Origin of the sequence: Nocardia yamanashiensis NBRC 100130, from assembly GCF_001613325.1 — a bacterium.
GTDB classification, from domain to species: domain Bacteria; phylum Actinomycetota; class Actinomycetes; order Mycobacteriales; family Mycobacteriaceae; genus Nocardia; species Nocardia yamanashiensis.
On record NZ_BDCD01000018.1, the window covers coordinates 150,591 to 171,461 of the forward strand.

Annotated in this window: 19 protein-coding genes; 10 read left to right on the forward strand and 9 right to left on the reverse strand. The window is 67.4% G+C overall.

Going from position 1 to position 20,871, the window contains the following annotated elements; genetic code table 11:
• Nucleotides 1-107: 107 nt before the first annotated feature.
• Complete coding sequence (locus tag NY1_RS20905) at nucleotides 108-1,538, reverse strand: glycosyltransferase family 39 protein (RefSeq protein WP_067715930.1); 1,431 nt, start codon at nucleotides 1,536-1,538, stop codon at nucleotides 108-110.
• A 68-nt stretch (nucleotides 1,539-1,606) separates the two neighbouring features.
• Entirely contained in the window at nucleotides 1,607-1,867 is a 261-nt protein-coding gene (locus NY1_RS20910) for a hypothetical protein (RefSeq protein ID WP_067715933.1), read from the reverse strand.
• A gap of 222 nt (nucleotides 1,868-2,089) precedes the next feature.
• On the opposite strand from NY1_RS20910, the gene NY1_RS20915 reads away from it, so the two are divergent.
• From NY1_RS20915 to NY1_RS20930, 4 genes are all read left to right on the forward strand, one after another.
• Nucleotides 2,090-3,478: an acyl-CoA dehydrogenase family protein gene (locus NY1_RS20915; RefSeq protein WP_439956028.1), complete on the forward strand. Its 1,389-nt coding sequence runs from the start codon at nucleotides 2,090-2,092 to the stop codon at nucleotides 3,476-3,478.
• 26 nt (nucleotides 3,479-3,504) lie between these two features.
• Entirely contained in the window at nucleotides 3,505-4,734 is a 1,230-nt protein-coding gene (locus NY1_RS20920; RefSeq protein ID WP_067715938.1) for an acyl-CoA dehydrogenase family protein, read from the forward strand.
• Between the two features lie 395 nt (nucleotides 4,735-5,129).
• Nucleotides 5,130-5,516, forward strand: coding sequence for a DUF4145 domain-containing protein (locus tag NY1_RS42110; RefSeq protein ID WP_169815385.1), 387 nt, complete (start codon nucleotides 5,130-5,132; stop codon nucleotides 5,514-5,516).
• 103 nt (nucleotides 5,517-5,619) lie between these two features.
• Entirely contained in the window at nucleotides 5,620-5,922 is a 303-nt protein-coding gene (locus tag NY1_RS20930) for a hypothetical protein (protein ID WP_067715943.1), read from the forward strand.
• Between the two features lie 3 nt (nucleotides 5,923-5,925).
• Here NY1_RS20930 and NY1_RS20935 read toward each other — a convergent pair whose 3' ends face one another.
• From NY1_RS20935 to NY1_RS20950, 4 genes are all read right to left on the reverse strand, one after another.
• On the reverse strand, nucleotides 5,926-6,543 hold the full coding sequence (locus NY1_RS20935; protein ID WP_067715946.1) for a hypothetical protein: 618 nt from the start codon (nucleotides 6,541-6,543) through the stop codon (nucleotides 5,926-5,928).
• An 86-nt stretch (nucleotides 6,544-6,629) separates the two neighbouring features.
• On the reverse strand, nucleotides 6,630-7,547 hold the full coding sequence (locus NY1_RS20940) for an NAD(P)H-dependent flavin oxidoreductase (protein WP_157762408.1): 918 nt from the start codon (nucleotides 7,545-7,547) through the stop codon (nucleotides 6,630-6,632).
• Nucleotides 7,544-8,359, reverse strand: a complete 816-nt coding sequence (locus NY1_RS20945) for an alpha/beta fold hydrolase (RefSeq protein WP_067715948.1) — start codon at nucleotides 8,357-8,359, stop codon at nucleotides 7,544-7,546. Before NY1_RS20945 ends, NY1_RS20940 begins: the two co-directional genes overlap by 4 nt.
• A gap of 32 nt (nucleotides 8,360-8,391) precedes the next feature.
• A complete protein-coding gene (locus NY1_RS20950; RefSeq protein ID WP_067716265.1) occupies nucleotides 8,392-9,927 on the reverse strand; it encodes a class I adenylate-forming enzyme family protein in 1,536 nt (511 codons plus the stop codon).
• A 141-nt stretch (nucleotides 9,928-10,068) separates the two neighbouring features.
• Between NY1_RS20950 and NY1_RS20955 the strand changes: the two genes are divergently transcribed.
• Nucleotides 10,069-11,211 (forward strand): PucR family transcriptional regulator, encoded by a 1,143-nt coding sequence (locus NY1_RS20955; RefSeq protein WP_084535194.1) that lies wholly within the window; start codon nucleotides 10,069-10,071, stop codon nucleotides 11,209-11,211.
• Nucleotides 11,208-13,169: a molybdopterin-containing oxidoreductase family protein gene (locus tag NY1_RS20960; RefSeq protein ID WP_067715954.1), complete on the forward strand. Its 1,962-nt coding sequence runs from the start codon at nucleotides 11,208-11,210 to the stop codon at nucleotides 13,167-13,169. Before NY1_RS20955 ends, NY1_RS20960 begins: the two co-directional genes overlap by 4 nt.
• On the opposite strand, the gene NY1_RS20965 is transcribed toward NY1_RS20960, so the two are convergent.
• From NY1_RS20965 to NY1_RS20975, 3 genes are all read right to left on the reverse strand, one after another.
• A complete protein-coding gene (locus tag NY1_RS20965) occupies nucleotides 13,166-13,621 on the reverse strand; it encodes a T6SS immunity protein Tdi1 domain-containing protein (RefSeq protein ID WP_067715957.1) in 456 nt (151 codons plus the stop codon). The two genes, NY1_RS20960 and NY1_RS20965, sit on opposite strands and share 4 nt — an antisense overlap.
• Before the next feature lie 16 nt (nucleotides 13,622-13,637).
• Nucleotides 13,638-14,429, reverse strand: coding sequence for an SDR family oxidoreductase (locus tag NY1_RS20970; protein WP_067715959.1), 792 nt, complete (start codon nucleotides 14,427-14,429; stop codon nucleotides 13,638-13,640).
• A 78-nt stretch (nucleotides 14,430-14,507) separates the two neighbouring features.
• Entirely contained in the window at nucleotides 14,508-15,293 is a 786-nt protein-coding gene (locus NY1_RS20975) for a helix-turn-helix transcriptional regulator (RefSeq protein ID WP_233041345.1), read from the reverse strand.
• Between the two features lie 114 nt (nucleotides 15,294-15,407).
• On the opposite strand from NY1_RS20975, the gene NY1_RS20980 reads away from it, so the two are divergent.
• From NY1_RS20980 to NY1_RS20995, 4 genes are all read left to right on the forward strand, one after another.
• Complete coding sequence (locus NY1_RS20980; RefSeq protein ID WP_067715962.1) at nucleotides 15,408-16,253, forward strand: SDR family NAD(P)-dependent oxidoreductase; 846 nt, start codon at nucleotides 15,408-15,410, stop codon at nucleotides 16,251-16,253.
• Nucleotides 16,254-16,615: 362 nt separating this feature from the next.
• Nucleotides 16,616-18,277 (forward strand): acyl-CoA synthetase, encoded by a 1,662-nt coding sequence (locus NY1_RS20985; RefSeq protein ID WP_067715965.1) that lies wholly within the window; start codon nucleotides 16,616-16,618, stop codon nucleotides 18,275-18,277.
• Nucleotides 18,278-18,448: 171 nt separating this feature from the next.
• Complete coding sequence (locus tag NY1_RS20990; protein ID WP_067715968.1) at nucleotides 18,449-20,104, forward strand: acyl-CoA synthetase; 1,656 nt, start codon at nucleotides 18,449-18,451, stop codon at nucleotides 20,102-20,104.
• 64 nt (nucleotides 20,105-20,168) lie between these two features.
• The gene (locus tag NY1_RS20995) at nucleotides 20,169-20,744 is read left to right on the forward strand and encodes a hypothetical protein (protein WP_067715971.1); all 576 of its coding nucleotides are present in this window, start codon (nucleotides 20,169-20,171) and stop codon (nucleotides 20,742-20,744) included.
• Nucleotides 20,745-20,871 lie beyond the last annotated feature (127 nt).

Below are 20,871 nucleotides of genomic sequence, written 5' to 3' on the forward strand. Positions count from 1 at the left end.
AAATAACCGCATGGAAGTCCTGTTATACAAACTTCACCATGCTGCGAATCATTGTGGAGGACAGCGCTTTTGACATGTCATCCTATGAATCCGAGCGTGCGCCGTGGCTATCCCAGTCGTCGCAGACCAGGCCACAATTCAGCCCATGAATCCTTCGGCTGGCTACATAGATACACCGGCGCGTCGTGCTCGTCGGCGTGTATGTCGAACTCATTACGTAGGTGAACGACTAGTTTAAAATCCTTGCAGAACAACGCGATTCGAGGCTCGTCCATGCCCACCACGAGCACCGGCCGGTTATCCACCGGCGGGCCCCACCACCAGTAGGAGTTGTGCGGGCTGTGTGGTGCGGGCAGACGATATTCGGAGCCGAAGCGCTCCACGGCGCCCGCTTCTCCGTAATTGGCCGTGAGGATTTCGGCGTCGGGGGCGACGCGAGCGCGGGCGTCGGCGAGCTGGCGAACATACTCCGGCCAGCCGATGGTCTCGCCCGCGTCGTAGTTGATCTCAACCACCGGGGAGCCCCGCAGCTCCGTCTCCGGCAGTACCGGAAGGAACAGCAGTGCGCCGAAAACGGCATTGACGGTGACCACGGAACCGACCGCGGCAAGCCGGATTCGGCGTCCGGCAAGCCCGGGTTCCAGGCCGGTCGCGGCGGCGGCGAGCAGCAGGGGGTACATGCCGCCCAGGTAGTAGGCCTTACCACCGGTCGCCAGGTAGGTCGCGAACAGCAGCAGATAGGTGAGCGCGAACGCTCGGTAGTCGCGATGCCGCCACAGCCACCACAGTCCGAATATCCACAGCGGCACCAGCAGTGGGCCCATCAGGCCGCATTGCAGCAGCACGAACTCGGCCCGGGAACCCGAGGTGCCCGAGGATCCGCCCGCGATGGCTCGACTCAATTCCCATTGCGGCCAGCCGTTTCGCGCCTGCCACACCAGATACGGCAGCACGATCAGCGTTGCCAGGCCGACTGCCAGGGGAAAGTATCTGGTGGCGAATATCTTTCGCGGTCCCACCACGGCGAATGCCAAGGCCAGCAACAGCAGTGGAATCGCGGTGAGCGCCTTGACCTGCAACCCGAGCCCCACCAATGCCCCGATGGCCAGCCACCAGCGCCGATCGGTTTCCGGGCGGAGCAGCCGCAGTACCAGCAGCACGATCAGCGAGAGCACCGCCAGATCGAAAATCGTCGTGCCGAGCAGATGCCCGGCCCCCATCAGCAGAGCGGCCGAGGCCACCGTCGCGGCGGCGAGGGTCCGCGCGAGCCGACCGCCCCCGAATTCGCGTGCCAGCCAGCCGGCGCACAGCACGACCAGGACGGCCGCCGCGATCGCCGGGAGGCGCAGGAGCGTCAAGGAATCCGCGTCCAGGAACGACATGGCGCGGGCGAGCAGCGGAACCACGGGCGGCTGATCCGGATAACCCCAGTCGGGGCGCCGTCCGGCGGCCAGGAAGTACAGCTCGTCGCGGTGATAGCCGTAGCGATCCGCGTAGACCAGCAGGAGAACCGCGAAACTTCCGCCCACCCAGTACATTCCGTCAGCCTGCCGGTTCGCGGTGAACGCCGGGTGCTGCGGCCCCGGCGCGAGGGTGCCCGAAGGCGTCAGCGCGGGGAGACGGAGCCCGAGCCGAGGTAGTAGCGGACGGAGCCGAATTCGAGGTAGGGGCCGCCGGGGGCGGCCGAGCCTACGCCCACCGAGCCGAGGCTGATGGTGGTGTCGGCGGCGGGGCTGCCGTTGGAGCCGAGTTCGATGCCGGCGACCGGTTCCAGCGGGAGGCCGGTGGCGGGTGCGGCGGTGGCGACGGGCATGCCGAGCAGGGTGAGGGCCGCGAAGCCGCCGACGCCGATGACTGTCTTCTTCATATGTGCAAGACCTTCGAAAGTGGGGGATGGTGCGCCTGCACGGTAGCCCAGTTCCGGCCCATCTGAATGGAGTTTGTTTCACTATCTCCGAAACCTGGGAAAACCACCGCCTCGACCTGCCGATTCGACAACGCTCGACGGTTCTTCTTACTCTGGAGTAAGATAGTCTTACTCTGGAGTAAGATTGCTGGGCAGGATCACCCTCCACACTCAAGAAAACTGGTGATGATGAGCACTCGAGACACCGCAACGAAGCGGGATACCTCCGCCGTCGGCCTCAACCCGGTCAAGCGCGACTGGATGGGCACGGCCATGCGGGTCATGACGACCATTACCGGGTCGCCGCTCGCGGAGAAGTACAACCTGCGCAAGCCGATCGAACGGCTGACCTACGAAGGCACCAAGACCGGCTTCCGCACCCTCGGCGCGGCCACCCGGGCCTTCGAGAAGGTCTCCGGCGGCGGCGCCCCGAAGCGGCTGCCGGCCAACGAGTCTCGCAAGAAGGACTACTTCGACCTGACCCCGTCCGACGAGCAGCAGATGATCGTCGAGACGGTGCGCGAGTTCGCCGCCGAGATCCTGCGCCCGGCCGCCTACGACGCGGACAATGCCGCCAAGGCGCCGCGCGATCTGCTGGAGCGGGCCGCCGAGCTCGGCATCACCCTGATCAATGTGCCCGAGGAACTGGACGGCGCGGCCTCCGAGCGCGGCGCGGTCACCAATTCGCTGGTGGCCGAGGCCCTCGCGCACGGTGACATGGGTCTGGCGCTGCCGATCCTGGCGCCCTCGGGTGTGGCCGTCGCGCTGTCGCAGTGGGGCACCGACGCGCAGCAGAAGACCTACCTGGGCGCCTTCACCGGTGAGAACGTGCCGCAGTCCTCGGTCGTCATCTCCGAGCCGGGCGCGCTGTTCGATCCGTTCGCGCTGAAGACCAAGGCCACCCGCTCCCCCAGCGGTTTCCGCTTGAACGGCGTGAAGAGCCTGGTGCCCGCCGCGGGTGACGCCGAACTGTTCATCGTCGCCGCCGAGCTGGACGGCCGCCCCGCGTTCTTCGTGGTCGAGGCCGACACCGAAGGCGTGGTGATCGAAGCCGATCCGTCGATGGGTCTGCGCGCCGCCGGCCTGGGTCGCCTGCTGCTCGACAATGTCGCCGTGCCGGCCAACGCCATCCTGGGCGATGCCGAGGTCGCGCAGCGCACCGAGGATTACGCCGACGCCGTGCGCCTGGCCCGCCTGGGCTGGTCGTCGCTGGCCATCGGCACCGGGCAGGCCGTGCTCGACTACGTGATCCCCTACGTGAAGGAGCGCGAAGCGTTCGGCGAGCCGATCGCGCACCGTCAGGCGGTCGCGTTCATGGTCGCCAATATGGCCATCGAGCTCGACGGTCTCCGGCTCGTGACCCTGCGGGGTGCGTCACGCGCGGAGCAGGGCCTGTCGTTCGCTCGCGAGGCGGCGCTGGCCAAGAAGCTGGCCACCGACAAGGGCATGCAGATCGGCCTGGACGGCGTGCAGTTGCTGGGCGGCCACGGCTTCACCAAGGAGCACCCGGTCGAGCGCTGGTACCGCGATCTTCGTGCCGTCGGCATCGCCGAGGGCGTCGTCCTCATCTGACCCGACTTCTCAACGGAGAGACCATCATGATCAATCTCGAACTCCCCAAGAAGCTGCGGGCCAGCGCCAACCAGGCCCACCAGGTTGCCGCCGAGATCTTCCGCCCGGCTTCGCGCAAGTACGACCTCGCCGAGCACGAGTACCCGGTCGAGCTGGACACCATGGCCGCCATGGTGGAGGGCCTGTCCGACTCCGGCACCGAGCAGATCTCGGGCGCCACCGGCGGCCGTTCGGTCGACGGCGAGAAGGACGCGCACGCCACCGAGCTGCTGGGTAACACCAACGGCGGCAATATGTCCGCGCTGATGAACGCGCTGGAGACCTCCTGGGGCGACGTCGGCCTGATGCTGTCGATCCCCTACCAGGGGCTCGGCAACGCCGCCATCGCTGCGGTCGCCACCGACGAGCAGCTCTCGCGTTTCGGCAAGGTGTGGGCCGCCATGGCCATCACCGAACCGTCCTTCGGTTCCGACTCGGCCGCCGTCACCACCACCGCCACCCTCGACGGTGACGAGTGGGTGCTCAACGGCACCAAGATCTTCGTGACCGCGGGCTCGCGCGCCACCCACATCGTGGTGTGGGCGTCGGTGGACCGGTCCCTGGGCCGCGCCGCCATCAAGTCCTTCGTGGTGCCGCGGGATGCCAAGGGCCTCACCGTGTCCCGCCTCGAGCACAAGCTCGGCATCAAGGCGTCCGACACCGCCGAGATCCGTTTCGAGGACTGCCGCATCCCCAAGGACAACATCCTGGGTTCGCCGGAAGTCAATGTGGAGAAGGGTTTCGCGGGCGTCATGCAGACGTTCGACAACACCCGTCCCCTGGTGGCCGCCATGGCCGTCGGCGTCGGCCGCGCCGCCCTCGAGGAACTCCGCAAGGTCCTCGAGGAGGCGGGCGTCGAGATCTCCTACGACAAGCCCGCCAACAACCAGCACGCCGCCGCCGCGGAATTCCTCCGCATGGAAGCCGACTACGAGGCCGCCTACCTGCTGTCGCTGCGCGCCGCCTGGATGGCCGACAACAAGAAGCCGAACTCCTTGGAAGCCTCCATGTCCAAGGCCAAGGCCGGCCGCATGGGCACCGACGTCACCCTCAAGGCCGTCGAACTGGCCGGCACCACCGGCTACTCCCAGCGCACCCTCCTGGAGAAGTGGAGCCGCGACTCGAAGATCCTCGACATCTTCGAAGGCACCCAGCAGATCCAGCAGCTCATCGTCGCCCGCCGCGTCCTCGGACTGGGCTCCGACAAGCTGAAGTAAGTTCTGGCACAACGGAAACCGGCACGAGCCCAACCACGGGATCGTGCCGGTTTTCTCGTTCCCGAACACCGTCGCATGATCACCTTCGCCCCTCAGGCCGTCACCAGGCCGTCAACAGGTAGCACCCACGCCTTCGCCGCCGCTTCCACCGCCAGCCGAGCACGCTCGTGACTGTCGTCCAACAGATAAAGGGCAGGCCCTAGGGCAGGTGGGTACCTGCCCCTTTGCAGTGCAGGCCCGATCCACCCAGGGCCAACAAACACGGCGGTGGGATTGCCAATGGTCCGGCAACTCGGAATCACTATGACTGCCATGACAAAAGCGTCGCCATCTCGCCTCACTGACCTCGCGTGAACCGGTGCCCGCAGCAACGATCGCACGGAGCTCGCAGCAAAGTGGCGAATACGCCGGGACCTCACAGCGGTGACTTTGATCCGAATCAGCCAGCCGAGGCAGGAGAAGACTCAAGGGTCTCGACTCGAGTGACACGCAATTGTGAAACGGCGAAGATACGACAGGGCACCTGCGCTGATCAGGGGGCGACCAAACGGGTGCTTGCCGAGAATCTCAAAGAGCTTCAGGCGCAGGGAAAGATCGACGGATTGCTGGCACAATGGGCCGACCTGCTGCGGGTCGTGGGCAACAAGGGAGCTCACCTCACCGGGGAGAAGGTTTCCGCGCAGGATGCGCAGGATGCCCTGGACTTCGCGGAAGCCCTTCTCGATCACATCTACGTGCTGCGTGCGCGTTTCGACGCATTCAAGGCTCGACGGCACACCTAGGCCGGGCCTGCCGCCGGGCGCGACGAGCAACCTTCGAAACCGCTGGTCAGGACATTGCGAAAACTCGCCGCGGTTGAGTTGATCTAGGCGCATACTCGGGAGAATGGAAGGGCTCGAGATCGCGGGGGCCATTGTCGGCATCACGACGGGTGCGCTGGGCGCGGTCGCGGTGGTTCATCAGGTTGTCGGGCAGCATCTGCGGGACCGGCAGCAGCGGTTCAGGCTCACCATGTGGATCAGTGGAGAGCTCGCGGTCCTCGTTGGTTGCCTCACCTACTTCGCCTTCCAGCCGGATGGGCCGCTGGTTGGTGGTGCCGTGATCGGAGGCGTGTTCCTGGTACTGATGCTCGCTCACGATGTGCGCACCGTACTCAAAGGCGATCCGGAGAACAGCGGCAGCGAATAGCGATCAGGCTGGCGTGGGTGCGAGGTCTGCGATGGCGTCGGCGCGCTTGTTTTCGTTGGGGATGCAAAGGCTCAGGAGCATGCCGGTGAGGCCGCGGCGTTTGTAGCGGAGGCGGCGGCTGAGGTTGTGGATGGTGGAGAGGAGGGGGTGGCCGAGGGATTCGGCGAGGATGCGGTCGGTGCGGTAGACGATTCGGCGTTCCCAGGCTATTTGGGCTAGGAGGCCGTAGCCGAGAACGGGGAGGACGGTGATTGTTTCGGAGAGGGTCAGGCTCGCGCGGTGGAAGAGGTCGAAGGTTGCGATCAGTGCTGTCACGGGGAGCACGAGGAGGGCCGTGGGGAGGGCAATCAGGAAGACCAGGGCTCCGGTGAATTTGATCAAGCTGGATTTGAGGATGTCGGAGGCTACGACCGCGCGGGCTAGTTCGGCGTCTTGTTCGGGGGTGGAGAGGGTGGCGAAGGTGGGGCTGATGTGGATGTGCGGACGGGCTATGAGGATGCGGACCCAGATGCCGCCGGGGAACCAGCTTTTGGGGAGGCGCGCGAATTTCAGGCGGGGCTGGGATACGCCCAGCTGGGTTGCCAGTTCGTTGGCGCGGGCTGTTAGTTGATCTTGGTCCACTTGGCAAGGATGTAGTACCGGGCGCTGAATGTCAGGTTGACGTGTTGTGGCGCTGGGGCTTCGGGGGCTTGAACAGCTCGGCCAGGTCAGGGGGCTTGGTATTCCTTGGAGGTGCGGTCGACCAGTTGGGCGACGGTGGGGATGTCGTGGACACCACTGGTGGAATGGCCGGCGCTGAAAAAGGTCAGCCAGGGGCTGGGGGAAGTCGCTTGGGCCAGGAGGGCTTTCAGGTCCGGGTGGCCGGGGTGGAGGGCTTCGAGGTCGATGCCGGATTGGGTGATGGAGGGTTTCAGCATGTTGGTGGGGAGGCCGGTGAGAGCGGCGGTCTCGACTATGTCGTCGAGGGTGGAGGCGGCGACCATTTGTTTGTGGGCGTCGGGGGCGAGGCTTTCGGTGGTGGCGAGGAATTTGGTGCCCATGTAGGCGAGGTCGGCGCCCAGGGTGCGGGCGGCGCGGAGGGCGATGCCGTCGCTGATGCCGCCTGCGAGAACTACTGGGCCGGGGTAGAACTCGCGGACGGCGCGGACGAAGGCGAAGGGGTTGGCCCAGCCGGTCTGGCCGCCGGCGCCCGCGGTGAGCAGGATGAGGCCGTCGACGCCGGCTTCGATGGCCCGGTGGGCGTGGCGGATGGTCGCTATGTCGGCGAAGACCAGGGCACCCTTGTCGTGCAGGGGGTTTACGACCGCTGCCGGGGAGCCCACCGAGGTGATCACCAGGTCGGTGGGCTGGTCCAGGAGCGCTGCGAGGTCGGCGTCGAGGCGGGTATTGCTGCGGTGGACGATCAGGTTGGCGGCTACCGCGCCGTGCGCCGGGTCACGCTCGGCGTGGATGCGGGTGAGCCAGGCCGAAAGTTCGGTGCTGTCACGGGCATTGGCGGTGGGGAACGCGCCGACTATGCCGGAGCGGGCCGCGGCGATCACCAGATCGGGACCGGAGACCATGAACATGGGGGCGGCGATGACGGGGAGGGTGAGGCGGGAGCGGAGCTCTTCGAAAGTGATCATGCGCCGAGTTCACCCGCGTTCGAAGGGGTTTCGATGCCGTGCAGGATGGTCCGGGCGATCAGCTCCGGGTCTTCCCACATGGGCATGTGCCCGCAGTCGAGCAGGGTGATCGTACGGGTGTGGGGCGGGAGTTGGTCGAGGAAGCGGCTGTCACGGGGCCGGACCATGCGGTCGTGGGAGCCGAAGGCCAGGGTGATCGGGATCGAGAGGTGCCGGCCGCCTTCGAATCTGGAGTGAAAGGCGATGCGAAGGGCACGGCGCAGGGTGGGGAGGGAGCGGTACAGATCTTCGACGATCCCGATGGCTTCGCCGGTGGACAGACGCTCGGGGTGGTGCAGAGGCGCGGACAACGCCAGGGTGCGCACGACCGGGTACCGCAGTAGTGCCCGCGCCGGGGTGCGGACCGTCCAGGCCCCGGCGATTCCGGCGAAGAATTGCAGGCGGGTGCGAATCGGCATGGCGGGGTTCCACAATCCGGCGGGCCCGATACCCACCACCGAGCTCGCCAGGCCACGGGTGGCGGCTTCGAGGGCGAGCCAGCCGCCCATCGAATTCCCCGCCATATCGACGGGGGTCGCGATGCCGAGCCGATCCAGCTCGGCGGCCAGCTCGTCCATGAGCCGTGCCATGGTGAACGGGCCACCGTTCAGTGCGGGAGTATCACCGAAACCCGGTAGGTCCAAGGCGATTACGCGACGCCGAGCGGCGAGCAGATCGATCACCGGCAACCAGCTGCGAGCGGACGAGCCGCCCCCATGCAGCAGCACCAACGGCCGGCCGGCCCCGCGGTCGATACGGTTCCAGGTAGTCATGTGCCAGCTCCTTCGATGGCGGACAAGGGAATTCAGGCCCCGGCGACGCGGCCGGCGTGACCGGCCCAGTGCGGTTCGCGGAGTTGTTTGCGCAGCAGTTTGCCGACGATGCTCTTGGGGAGCGGGGCGGTGGTGATCTCGACGCGGCCCGGTTTCTTGTAGGACCCCAGGCGATCCCGGCACAGCGCAATGATCTCGTCGGCGGTGACGGCCGCGGGGTCGGCGACGGTGACGACGGCCATGGGCGATTCACCCCAGCGCTCGTCGGGAATACCGAACACGGCGGCTTCGAGCACGGCCGGATGGTCCTCGATGACGGTTTCCAGTTCTGCGGGCCAGATATTGAAGCCGCCGGAGACGATCATGTCCTCGACCCGGTCCAGCACGTAGAGGAACCCGTTGTGGTCGAGCCGCCCGATGTCCTTGGTGTGCACCCAGCCGTCGATCAGCCGCGTGCGAGTCAGTTCCTCGTCGCGCCAGTACCCGCGCATCTGTCCTTCGACCTTGGCGACGATTTCACCCACCTCGCCGATGGGCAGCGCCTTGCCGTCCTCGTCGCGAATCTCGACCTGCGCGTACGGCACCACTCGCCCTGCGGACCGCATCGGCGTGGACCCCTCGACCGCACCGAACCATTCCTCCGGCCCCATGCCCGAGATCGGGACGGCTTCGGTCTGGCCGAAACCCTGGAACAGGGTGTCGCCGAACACCTTCCGGCCGAGCAGCGCGGTGGCGTCGGTGATGGGCGCGCCGCCGACCATGATGGCGCGCAGGTCCGGCCAGGCGCGGTCGGCCTGCGGCATGCGGGCCAGTGCGGCCAGCAGGCTGGGTGAGGCGAACATGTGGCTGACTCGGTGCTCGGCCATCATGGTCAGCACCTTGACGGGTTCGAACGCGCCGAACACCAGGTTGGCGGCCCCGGCCAGCCAGCCGGGCAGGAACAGGTATCCGGAGGCGTGCGAGATGGGCCCCGCATGCCCGACCACGCTGCCGCGGTGCAGGCGCTCGATCGCGTAAGCCCAATTGCGGCAGTTCAATACCCAGTCGTGGTGGGTGTAGGCGACGCCCTTGGGTTTGCCGGTGGTGCCGCCGGAGTGGCGGATGATGTACCAGGCGCCGGGATCGATGGGAATCAGCGGATCGGTGTCGTCCTGCCCGGCCAGCCACTGCTCGTATCCACCGTCACGGACCACCAGGTGCCGCAGGCAGTCGAGCTGCGCGGGCAAGGCCGCCACCGATTCGGCGAACTCCGCGTCCACCAGCAGCACCTTGGATTCGGTGTGGGAAACCATGTGCGCGTGGGCTTCCGGGGAATTACGGGCGTACAGGGGCACTCGCACCGCGCCGGCGATGGCGCAGCCCAGCACGGAGTCGACGCAGCCGAGATTGTTGTCCTCCAGCGTCGCGACCCGGTCCCCCGGTTCGATTCCCAAGGCCCGCAGGGCATTCGCCACCCGGACGCCCCGGGTCCAGGCTTGCGCGAAGGTGAGCGCGCCGCCCTCGGTGATGATTGCCGTGTGGTCGGCGTTGAGCGCGGCGGCCTGCCGCATCAGCCCGGTCACATCCATGGGACCCGGTTCCTTCCAATCGATCGGATACGACTCCGAGCATCGCCCGCCGGGCCGGTCGCGCACCATGGAGCGGAATCCCGATCTGTGGCCCAGCACCTTATGGGATTTTCCAAACGCGCCGTCTTAGACTCGTCGATCATGAGTGCTCGATCCACGTCCGCGCGCCGCCGGTTGATGGCCGAGCTGGCCGAGCGGCGGCGGCTGCTGCTCGACCGGATCGTGCTGCGCGCCCGCACCGAGGTACCGAGCTATCGCGGGCTCGCACCCGCCGAGCTGGAACCGCTGACCGGCCGGATGATCGAGATCATGCTGGATGCGGCGGTGGCGGAACGCGGGCCGACGGCGGCCGAGCTGCGCAGCTTCCGGGAGTTCGGGGTGGTGCGCGGGCGGCAGGGCGTCTCGCTGCCGGAGATGCTCACGGCCTGGCGGATCGGCGTGCGGGAGATCCTCGACGAGCTCACGGAGGTTGGCAGATCCTCCAACTACTCCGATCGGCTGCAACTGGAACTGACCCGGCAGCTGCTCGATATCGTCGACGCCGCGATCCTGGAATTCAGCAGCGGCCATCGCGAAGTGGAATTGGAGAACGCGCGCCAGGATCATCGAGCCCGGGCCGATTTCACCCGGGCCGCGCTCACCGGTACGGCCGGGCGCGCCGAATTGGGGGTGCGCGCGCAGCGCTACAACATCGAACCGGGTCATCCGTTCATCCCGTTCCGCGCCCGCCCGACCCTGGCCCATCCGCTCGCGGAGCTGGAACGACTGCTGGGCCGATCCGGCTTCACCACCACGGTGGACGGCGATCTCGCGGGCTTCACCGACCGGCTGCCCGATGAGCCGCCGGTCGCGGTGGGTTATGCGGGCGCGGTGCCCATCGACCAGCTCACGCCGGGTTTCGTGCAGGCCACCCGGGCATTGCACACCGCCGTCGCCTTCGAGCGCACGGGCGCGTACGACCTGGCCGGGCTGGGCTTGCTGCCCGCGGTGCTCGCCGACGCCGAGATCGGTGACCTGCTGGTGCGCCGCTACCTCGATCCGCTGCGCCGCACCGACGCCCCCGAGCTGTACCTGGATACGCTGCGCCGTTATCTCGACAGCGGGCAGCACATCGAATCGACCGCCCGGCAGCTGGTCGTGCATCCCAATACGGTCCGCTACCGCATCGATCGATTCCAGACCTTGACCGGCACCGATATCCGCAAACCCGCGGTGGCGCTGGAACTCTGGTGGGCGCTGCAACGGCGGCGCCTGCACGAGCACCCGATAGGATCGGATGGGTGAAGGTGCTGGGAGCTTGCCCGCTGGATTGCCCGGATGGATGCTCGTGGGTGGTGGACGTCGAGGACGGCGTCGCGGTGGGGCTGCGCGGGAACAAGGCGCATCCGATCACGCGCGGGGCGCTGTGTGTGAAGGTGAACCGGTACCTGGAACAGCTGAACTCCGGGGAGCGGATCACCTATCCGATGCGGCGGGTGGGGGCCAAAGGTGAGGGGAAGTTCGAGCGGATCAGCTGGGACGAGGCGCTCACGGAGATCGCGGGGCGGCTGACGGGGATTATCGAGGAGCACGGGGCGGAGGCGATCTGGCCGTTTCACGGGACCGGGAGTCTGGGGTATATCCAAGGGCTGGAAGGGTTTTCGGGGCGGCGGTTCTTCAACGCGCTCGGGGCCTCGCTGCATGATCCGACCATCTGCTCCGTCGCCGGCACCACGGGGCTGAAGTACACGCTGGGGACTTCGGGCGGCATGGATCCGGAGGACTTCGCGAAATCGAAGCTGATTCTGGTGTGGGGCACCAATCCGCTCACCTCGGGGCATCACGGGTGGAAGTTCGTGCAGGACAGTGACGCCTACACCGTGGCGATCGATCCGGTGCGGACACGGACGGCCGAGCGGTGCGACGAGCATCTGGCTCCCCTGCCCGGCACGGATGCCGCGCTGGCGCTGGGGCTCATCCGCATCGTGGTGTCGATGGGCGCGCAGGACGACGCGTTCCTGGCCCAGCACACCGAGGGCTGGGACGAGTTCCGGGAACGGGTGATGGAGTACACGCCCGAGCGGACGGCGGAGATCACCGGGTTGCCGGTGGAGCGGATCGTGGCGCTGGGTGAGCGGATCGCCACCACGCGGCCGACGTCGATCCGGGTTTCGCAGGGGATTCAGCGGCATGCGGGCGGCGGGATGGCGTTGCGGACGCTGGCCTGCCTGCCGGGCGTGACCGGGGATTGGGCGATTCCCGGTGGCGGCCTGCACTATTCGACGAGCGGGCACTTCAAATTCAACCTGTCGGAGCTGGCGCGGTATGACCTGCTGCCGAATCCGGTGCGGACGCTGTCCATGACGCGGATGGCCGAGGCGCTGCTGGATATCGACGGACCGCCGGTCAAGGCGTTGTTCGTGATCGCGGCCAATCCGGTGGCCTCCAACCCCGATCAGCGGCGGGTGCGCGCAGGGCTGGCGCGCGAGGACCTGTTCACGGTGGTGCTGGAACACTTCCCGACCGACACCGTGGATTACGCCGATATCGTGCTGCCCGCCACCATGCAGCCCGAGCATCTCGACGTCATCGCCGCCTACGGCAATCTCTACATGGTGTGGAACGAGCCCGCGGTCACCCCGCCGGGCGAATGCCTCACCACCACCGAGACTTTCCGCCGGCTGGCCCGGACGATGAACCTCACCGAACCGGCGCTGTACGACTCGGACGAGGAACTGGCCCAGCAGCTGCTGAAGGGCCACGATATCGACCGGCTGCGCGCGGAGGGCTTCCTGAAGGCCGAACCACAGCCGGTCCCGAACGGAAAACTCCAGTTCGTCTCGTGGCGTGCGGAAAAGGCCGGGCACGACCCGCTCGCGGGCTACACCCCGCCCGCGGATCCCGGCGACGGCCTGGTGCTGATCTCCGCGGCCTCGCACTTCTTCCTCAACACCACCTTCGGCGCGAATGCCGAATTGCGCCGCCGCGCAGGCGAACCCACCGTGACCCTGCACCCGGACGATGCCGCCGCCCTGTCGGTCACCGACGGCGCGGCCATCACCGTAGCGAACGACCGCGGCTCGTTCGAAGCCGTCGCCGCGGTCTCGGACGCGGTGCGCCCGGGTGTCGCCGCCACCACGAAGGGCCGCTGGGCGAAGCTGTCCGGCGGCGCGACCGTGAACGCCACCATCGCCGAACGGGATGCGGATTACGGTGGCGGCGCGGTCTTCCACGACAACCGGGTGCGGATCACGCCCCGTTAGGAGAATTCGACATTGACGCGCGCGCCGGGCGGGATGGCGCGCAGTTGGTCGTGGATCTGGCCGAGGATGTTCACGCCCATGGCCATGGCGGTGAGGTCGACATTGCCGGGTTCGAGTTCGCCGCCCAGCGAGGGCGGGTGGGTGAAGTCGTAGATCTCGTCCTCGCCGGGTACCAGGCCGCGGCGGGCGAGTTCTTCGGCGAGTTCGGACATCAGGTATTTGGCTTGTCCGTCAGCGGTGTTCAGCTCGGCTTCGAGCTCGTCGAGGGAATCCCAGACGCGTTCGAATTCGCCGTCGATGGTGTTCAACCACCAGATTCCGTCGTCGGCGCGCAGGAAAATGTCCCCGAACAGCGAGGTGAATAGGGGCGCTTTGCCGTCGAGGCCGATCCAGGCCCAGGTGTCCAGGGCTTCGGCGTATTGGTCCGGGGTGAACCATTTGATCAGTTCCACACGGGCACAGTACAACTCAGGGTGCGCCGCGGGTGAGGACGGCGGCCCCGCCGAGTGACCAGCCGCCGTCGACGGGGATGATCGCGCCGTTGATGTAGGAGGCGTGCGGCGAAGCGAGCCAGAGACAGCAGCCGGCGATGTCCTCGGTGGTGCCGTAACGGCCCAGCGGCACGGAATCGGCTACGGCACTGGCCAGTTCGGGCGTGGGCGCGAGCCGGGACATGCCTTCGGTATCGGCGATCGGGCCGGGCACCACGGCATTGACCCGGATCCCGGCGGGCCCCCATTCCAGCGCGCAAACCTTGGTCACCATGTCGACCCCGGCTTTGGCGGCGCAGGCGTGCGCCTGGAAGCTCATCGGAATGGTGGATTGCGGGGCCGAGATATTGATGACGGCGGCCCCCGGTTTGCGGAGATGCGGGTGGGCCGCCCGCAGCACGTTGTAGGTGCCCTTGAGATCGATGTCCACCACCGCCGCGAAGGCGCGCGGCGACATGGAGTCCGCGGGCGCGGGAAAGTTCCCCGCGGCCCCCGAGATCAGCACGTCCAGCTCCCCCAGTTCGGCCTGGGTGGTGGTGAGCGCGGAGTCGACGGCGTCGAAATCGCGCACGTCGGCGGCGAAACCCAGTGCGGTGATGCCGTATTCGCCGAGGCGATCGACGGCGGTCTTGACCTTGTCGGGGCGGCGGGACAGCACCGCCACGGAGGCGCCCGCACGGGCGAAGGATTCGGCGATGGCGAAGTTGATGCCGCTGGTGCCACCGGCGACGAAGACGGTCCGGCCGGAATAGTCGAAAAGGTCGTCCATTCAATGATTCTGCGGCGGCGCGGACGACCGGGAGTGCGAATCGTATCGATCAGCTGACCAGGAAAAGCTGCTTCAAGATCAAGCGGCGGCGAACCGCACCGCCAGCTGGGTCCGGCTGGTGCACGAGGTCTCGGCGAGCACCCGGCTCAGATGCTTCTTGACGGTATCCACACCGATGAACAACCGCTCCGCGATCTGCCGATTGGTGAGCCCGTGCGCGGCGAGATCCGCCACTTCCCATTCCCGCGGCGTGAGCTGCCAATTCGATTGCGCGGCACGGCGTTCCCGATCCCGGTCCAGCTGCTCGATGACCAGCGGCGTCAGATGCCGGCGCAGGGCGTGCAGCAGCGCCAGATCGCGTTCGGGCACCGCGGGCCGATCGCAGACCGCCATGCCGACCGCGAACACCCCGGACGCGCCGCCGTCCACCAGCATGGCCGCCTTGTCGGTGATCCCGTTGGGCCGCAGGAAATCCGCTACGAACACCGAATCCTGCACCAGCTCGCCCAGCCGGACCACCCCGCGCGCGAGCAGCACCTCGGCGAACCGATCGCTGCGGAAGGGATCGTAAGGGGCCCAGCGCTCCTCGTACTCGGCGATGAACTCCGGGGTGTATCCGCCCCGCACACCGCAGCCCTCGCTGATCGCCTCGGCGAGCGAAGCGCCGTGCATGACCGCCACCCCGGTGAAACCGAACCAGCTCTGCAGCGCGCGAACCAGCAGCTCCCGGAATTCGGGCAGGTCACCGGCGCGATCCACGGATTCCAGCACGCCGACGAGCCGCCGGTAATCCTCGGCGGAGAGGGATTCCCCCGCCGGCAGCGGGCGGGGTCGGCGAATCGGGTCGGTCAGCGCTCCGGTCACGCAGTCAATATTCCACCTTTGGGCCATACCCGGCGACGGCTGTGCCGGGCAGTCTTACTACCAGCACCCGGGCATACCGCCCGGGCCGGGGCAAGGCCAGGAAGAGAGACAGACATGAGTGCAGCATCCACCCCGCGCCGCTGGCTGATCACCGGAGCCAACTCCGGGTTCGGGGCCGCGTTCACCCGGGCGGCGCTGGCCGCCGGTGACGAGGTCGTGGCGGCGGTGCGGCGGCCGGAGAGCATGGCGGAAATCGTTGCCGCGCACCCGGATCGGGTGCAGGTGGTGGCCCTGGACGTGAAGGATCCGGCCGCCGCCGAGCGGGCGGTGAAAGAAGCCGGCCGCATCGACGTGCTGGTGAACAATGCCGGTTTCGGCATTGTCGGCGCGATCGAGGAGACCAGCGAGGCCGATCTGCGCGATGCCATGGAGGTGATGTTCCACGGTCCGCTGCGGCTCACCCAGCTGGTGCTGCCGCAGATGCGGGAGCGGCGGTCCGGGGCGATCGTCCAGGTGTCGAGCATGGGCGGCTTCATGTCGTTCGCGGGCGTCGGCGTCTACAGCGCGGCCAAGGGCGCGCTCGAATTGGCCAGTGAGGCTTTGGCCGCCGAGGTGAATCCGCTGGGCATCCAGGTGCTGATCGTGGAGCCCGGGGCTTTCCGGACCGGGTTCGCCAAGCCCGCCGCGCTGACCATCAGCTCCGAGATCGCGGATTACGCGGAGACCGTGGGCGCGATCCGCGATGGCCTGCCCGCCTCGGATCAGCAGCAGGAGGGCGATCCGGAGAAGGCCGCCGCGGCGGTGGTCGCCACGGTCGGGCAACCGGACGCGCCGCTGCGCCTGGCGCTGGGACCCGATGCGGTGCAGGCGATTCGCGGCAAGCTGGCCGCCGTCGCCGCCGACCTGGACGCCACCGCGCACCTGGGCCTGGCGACCGCGCTGGACGGTGTCGCGAGCTGAACCCGGGTCGATCGGCCCCGGAACGCCGATGGCCCGGCGGTGCGAAACCGCCGGGCCATCGGATTCCTGCGTTTAGGCGCTACCGGCGCTCGCCATGAACATGGCGGACAGCACGTCGGCGAAAACGGAGAGAATTTCCATGCGTAAGACCTCAATCTGATTCGAGTAGGGCGAAGGCAGCTTCGGTTACCCAGATGGCCGGGGCGTGACGCGAAGGTGAAGACCGAGGGTCCACTCGCACACAACCGGCGAATGTCCGGTGTGACCGAATTTGTGTAACAGCGATCACAGTGCGCTGCTACCGTGGCGACAACCCGCCTCCGGCCCCGGGTGGCGGAGTTCATGCACGGAGGTGGGCTGGGATGGCCTCGGTTCTGGAAGCGGCGCAGCAGCGATTGACGCATATCGGCGAGGCCGTCAAGGGTTTACAACGCTTGCGCGAGCGCGGGCTGACCGATCTGCGCGCCCCCGGCGAGACCCTGCGAACCGCCATGGAGGCAAGGGTTTTCGGCCCGCCCGCCACCATCGTCCGGCATACCGCCCGGGTATCGCCGGATCTGCCCGCCCTGGCCGACGAACGTGGTGAGCTGACTTACCGCGAACTCGACGAGCGCTCCAATGCCCTCGCGCGCGGCCTGCAGCGCATGGGCGTGAAGCCCGGCACGGTGGTCGGCGTGCTGGCCCGCGATCATCGCGGATTGCTCTTGACCATGGTCGCGCTCGGCAAGCTCGGCGCCCGCCTGGCATTGATGAACACCGGTTTCGCCAAGCCGCAGTTCGCGGCGGTGTGCGAGCGCGAGAACGTGAAGGCCGTGCTGCACGACAGCGAATTCCTGGGCCTGCTCGACGCCCTGCCGCCGGAACTGCCGCGCGTACTGACCTGGGTGGACGACGGCGTCGAAATCCCGGCTGACGCAACGACTCTGGACCGGCTCATCGAGGCGAACGCCCCGACTCCGCTGCCCGCGCCCAAGAAGCCGGGCGGATTCATCATCCTCACCAGCGGCACCACCGGCCTGCCCAAGGGCGCGCCGCGCGAACGCACCGGGCCGCTGTCCACCGTGCAGATGATCGACCGCATCGATTTCCCCCGGCAGGGGACCATGGTCATCGTCTCGCCCATCTTCCACAGCACCGGGTTCGGCACCTGGCTGACAGGTGTGGCCTTCGGCAACAAGGTGGTGGTCGCCCGCCGCTTCGATGCCGAGCGCACGCTGCGGCTGATCGCCGAGCACAAGGCGGAGATGCTGGTCGCGGTGCCGACCATGCTGCATCGAATGGTGGAGCTGGACAAGGAGATCCGCGACAAGTACGACACGTCCTCGCTGAAGGCCATCGTAATCGCGGGGTCCGCGCTCTCGCCCGAGCTGAGCGTGCGCACCGCCGAGGTGTTCGGGCCGGTGCTCTACAACCTCTACGGTTCCACCGAATGCGCGGTCGCCACGGTGGCGCGGCCGGAGGAACTGGCGGTCGCCCCGGGTACGGCGGGACGCGCGCCGACCACGTGCGAGGTGGCGCTGTTCGACGAGGACGGCCGGCGTATCCGGGCCAAGAACGTGACCGGACGCATCTTCATCCGTTCGGGTTCGCCGTTCAAGGGCTACACCGACGGCCGGCACAAGCAGATCATCGACGGCTATATGTCCAGCGGCGATCTCGGCCATTTCGACGACAACGGGCTGCTGTTCGTGGACGGCCGCGATGACGACATGATCGTCTCGGGCGGTGAGAACGTCTTCCCGCAGGAGGTGGAGAACCTGCTGCTGGAACGCAAGGACGTGTTCGACGCGGCGGTGGTCGGCGTCGACGATGTCGAGTTCGGGAAGCGGCTGCGTGCCTTCGTCATCCCCGAGCCCGGTGCGGAGATCACGGCCGAGGAGATCAAGGCGTACGTGAAGAACAACCTCGCGCGCTACAAGGTCCCCCGCGACGTCTTCTTCATCGACGAACTCCCCCGCAATGCCACCGGCAAACTGCTGCGCCGTGTACTCGTCGAGTACGAGGAGCCGTCCGGCGCGCGGTGAACCCTGCGATCCGCGCCACGACCAGGCGGGTCTATGCGATACCGCTGGTCACAGAGACCTCGGCCACAACTCCGCTGCCTGCGCTTGCTAGTGTTAGCACCGCACTGGATCTCGATGTTGCGGTCCGTCCGGCCGACTCGTCCGGCAAGGGGATCGCGGAAGGTTGTACCTATGCCACTTCCATCGGCTGGCTCGGTTCTACGCAAGGCGGGCGACGCGGCGCTGAGCGTCAATGCGATGGTCCGAGGGGGACTGTTCAATCCGCTGCGACCCGATCACGCGCTGCGTTCCGCGGTCAATGTCCTGAAGTTCGGCCCCTTCGCGGGCGCGCTGATCCACGGCGCCAATACCAATCCGCGCGGCGCGGCCATCGTCGACGAACTCGGCGAGATGACCTTCGAGCAGATCGACAAGCAGTCCAGCGCCTTCGCGCGCGGCCTGGCCGCACAGGGCCTGCAGCCCGGCGACGTGATCGGCGTGCTGGCCCGCGACCATCGCGGCATGGTGCTCTCGCTGGTCGCCGCCGGCAAGCTGGGCGTGCGCGCGGTGCTGATGAACACCGGTTTCGCCAAGCCGCAGTTCACCGATGTGGCGGCCCGCGAGAACGTCAAGGCGGTGCTGCACGACAGCGAGTTCTTCGATCTCATGTCGGCCATTCCGGCGGAGATCCCGCGCATCCTGACCTGGGTGGACGCCAAGGACAATGCCGACCCGTCGATTCCGACCATCGATTCGGTCGCGGCCGGGCAGTCCACCGAACCGCTCGATCCGCCGGAGAAGCCGGGCGGCATGGTCATCCTGACCTCCGGCACCACCGGCACCCCCAAGGGCGCGCCGCGCGACAAGGTCAGCCCGTTCATTACCGCGCAGTTCCTGGATCGAATCCCGGTGCCGCGCAACAGCACCGTGGTGATGGCCGCCCCGATCTTCCACGCCACCGGCCTGTCGCAGTTCACGCTGTCGCTGGCGCTGGGCAATCGAGTGGTGTTCCAGCAGCGGCGTTTCGACCCCGAGACCACCCTGGCCAATATCCAGAAGTACCGGGCGCAGGGCCTGACCGTGGTGCCGACCATGCTGCAGCGCATTCTGGATCTGCCCGCCGAGACCCTCGCCAAGTACCAGCCGGGCGAGACGCTGCGGGTGTTGTTCGCCGCCGGTTCGGCCATCCCGCCGGACGTGGTCACCCGCACCCTGGACTACTTCGGGGACAGCCTCTACAACGTGTACGGCTCCACCGAGTGCGCGGTCATGACCGTGGCCACCCCGGCCGAGCTGCGCAAGGCGCCGACCACCGCGGGCAAGCCGCCGGTCGGCATCCGGGTCGCGCTCTACGACGAGAACCGCAAGCGCATTCACGCGCCGAACGTGACCGGCACGATCTTCATCGAGAACGGGCACTCGTTCAAGCAGTACACCGACGGGCGCACCAAGGAGTTCGTGGACGGGCTGATGTCCTCGGGCGATGTCGGGCACTTCGATGCCGACGGTTTGCTGTTCATCGACGGCCGCGATGACGACATGATCGTCTCCGGTGGCGAGAACGTCTTCCCGCAGGAGGTCGAGAACCTGCTGTCGAATCGGGCCGATGTGCTCGAGGCGGCCGTGGTGGGCGTCGACGACCGCGATTTCGGGAAGCGGCTGCGCGCCATCGTGGTGCCGGGGCCGGAGTCCAAGCGGGACGCGCAGGAGCTCAAGGATTACGTGAAGGCCAACCTGGCACGGTACAAGGTGCCGCGTGAGGTGATCTTCCTGGACGAACTGCCGCGCAATGCGACCGGGAAGCTGCTGCGCAAGCCGCTCGTCGAAATGTCGGTTCCCACCGAATGATTCCGGATGGAATTGGAGTAAAGGGCTGTAAAAGCGGGTTCACTTATTCCGCTATCATCAGCGCGTGAGTTCTGAGACCGGTCGCCGCTCGGCGCATATCCGCAGTGATGCTGCGGTGTTGCGCGGTGGGGCGGCCGGACTCGTTTCCGGGGCGCTCGCGGTGGCGGCGCACGGCTGGGTTTCGGGGGCCGCGCCCTTGGAATCCGGTCCGTTGTCGCTGCTGGTCGCCGCTTCCGCCGCTGTCGGCGGCGTGGTCGCCGGAGTCGGCGTCTTCCGCAGTACCTGGCTGGGACTGGTCATCGCCTTGATCGGCGGTCAGCTGCTCGGTCACTTCAGCATGATGTGGGGTTCGCCGGGCGCGAGCCATCATCAGCATCACAATGCGGGGATGTGGAGTCCGGCCATGCTGGCCGCGCACATCACCGCGGCGATCTTCGCCGCCGTCGTCATAGTCGGCGCGGAAGCCGCCTACCGCATCGGCACCACGGTGCTCTCGTGGGTGCTTCCGGTTCCCATCTCCCTCCCGGTGCTCAGCGGCCCACCCAAGCTGCCCATCGAGCATCGTGATCGCGTCGTCCTGCGCATCTTCGCGGCCGATGTCTTCCGCACGCGCGGACCCCCGACTCTCGTTCGAGTTTGATCCAACTCTCGGTGCTCTCAGGGGCAAGCCCCTGAAACCCCGAAATTCCTGACCGGCGCCCGGGCCCCCACGCCCGAGCGGTCTTGCCGTATCCACTGTTCCTGCTGAAGGACAGCTGTATTCGGCG

Coding starts and splice junctions, on each gene's coding strand:
- NY1_RS20930 (WP_067715943.1), top strand. CDS start 5,620: ATGGAAGGGCTCGAGATCGCGGGGGCCATTGTCGGCATCACGACGGGT.
- NY1_RS20955 (WP_084535194.1), top strand. CDS start 10,069: ATGAGTGCTCGATCCACGTCCGCGCGCCGCCGGTTGATGGCCGAGCTG.
- NY1_RS20920 (WP_067715938.1), top strand. CDS start 3,505: ATGATCAATCTCGAACTCCCCAAGAAGCTGCGGGCCAGCGCCAACCAG.
- NY1_RS20950 (WP_067716265.1), bottom strand. CDS start 9,927: ATGGATGTGACCGGGCTGATGCGGCAGGCCGCCGCGCTCAACGCCGAC.
- NY1_RS20940 (WP_157762408.1), bottom strand. CDS start 7,547: ATGATCACTTTCGAAGAGCTCCGCTCCCGCCTCACCCTCCCCGTCATC.
- NY1_RS20910 (WP_067715933.1), bottom strand. CDS start 1,867: ATGAAGAAGACAGTCATCGGCGTCGGCGGCTTCGCGGCCCTCACCCTG.
- NY1_RS20985 (WP_067715965.1), top strand. CDS start 16,616: ATGGCCTCGGTTCTGGAAGCGGCGCAGCAGCGATTGACGCATATCGGC.
- NY1_RS20905 (WP_067715930.1), bottom strand. CDS start 1,538: ATGTACTGGGTGGGCGGAAGTTTCGCGGTTCTCCTGCTGGTCTACGCG.
- NY1_RS20980 (WP_067715962.1), top strand. CDS start 15,408: ATGAGTGCAGCATCCACCCCGCGCCGCTGGCTGATCACCGGAGCCAAC.
- NY1_RS20990 (WP_067715968.1), top strand. CDS start 18,449: ATGCCACTTCCATCGGCTGGCTCGGTTCTACGCAAGGCGGGCGACGCG.
- NY1_RS20945 (WP_067715948.1), bottom strand. CDS start 8,359: ATGACTACCTGGAACCGTATCGACCGCGGGGCCGGCCGGCCGTTGGTG.
- NY1_RS20970 (WP_067715959.1), bottom strand. CDS start 14,429: ATGGACGACCTTTTCGACTATTCCGGCCGGACCGTCTTCGTCGCCGGT.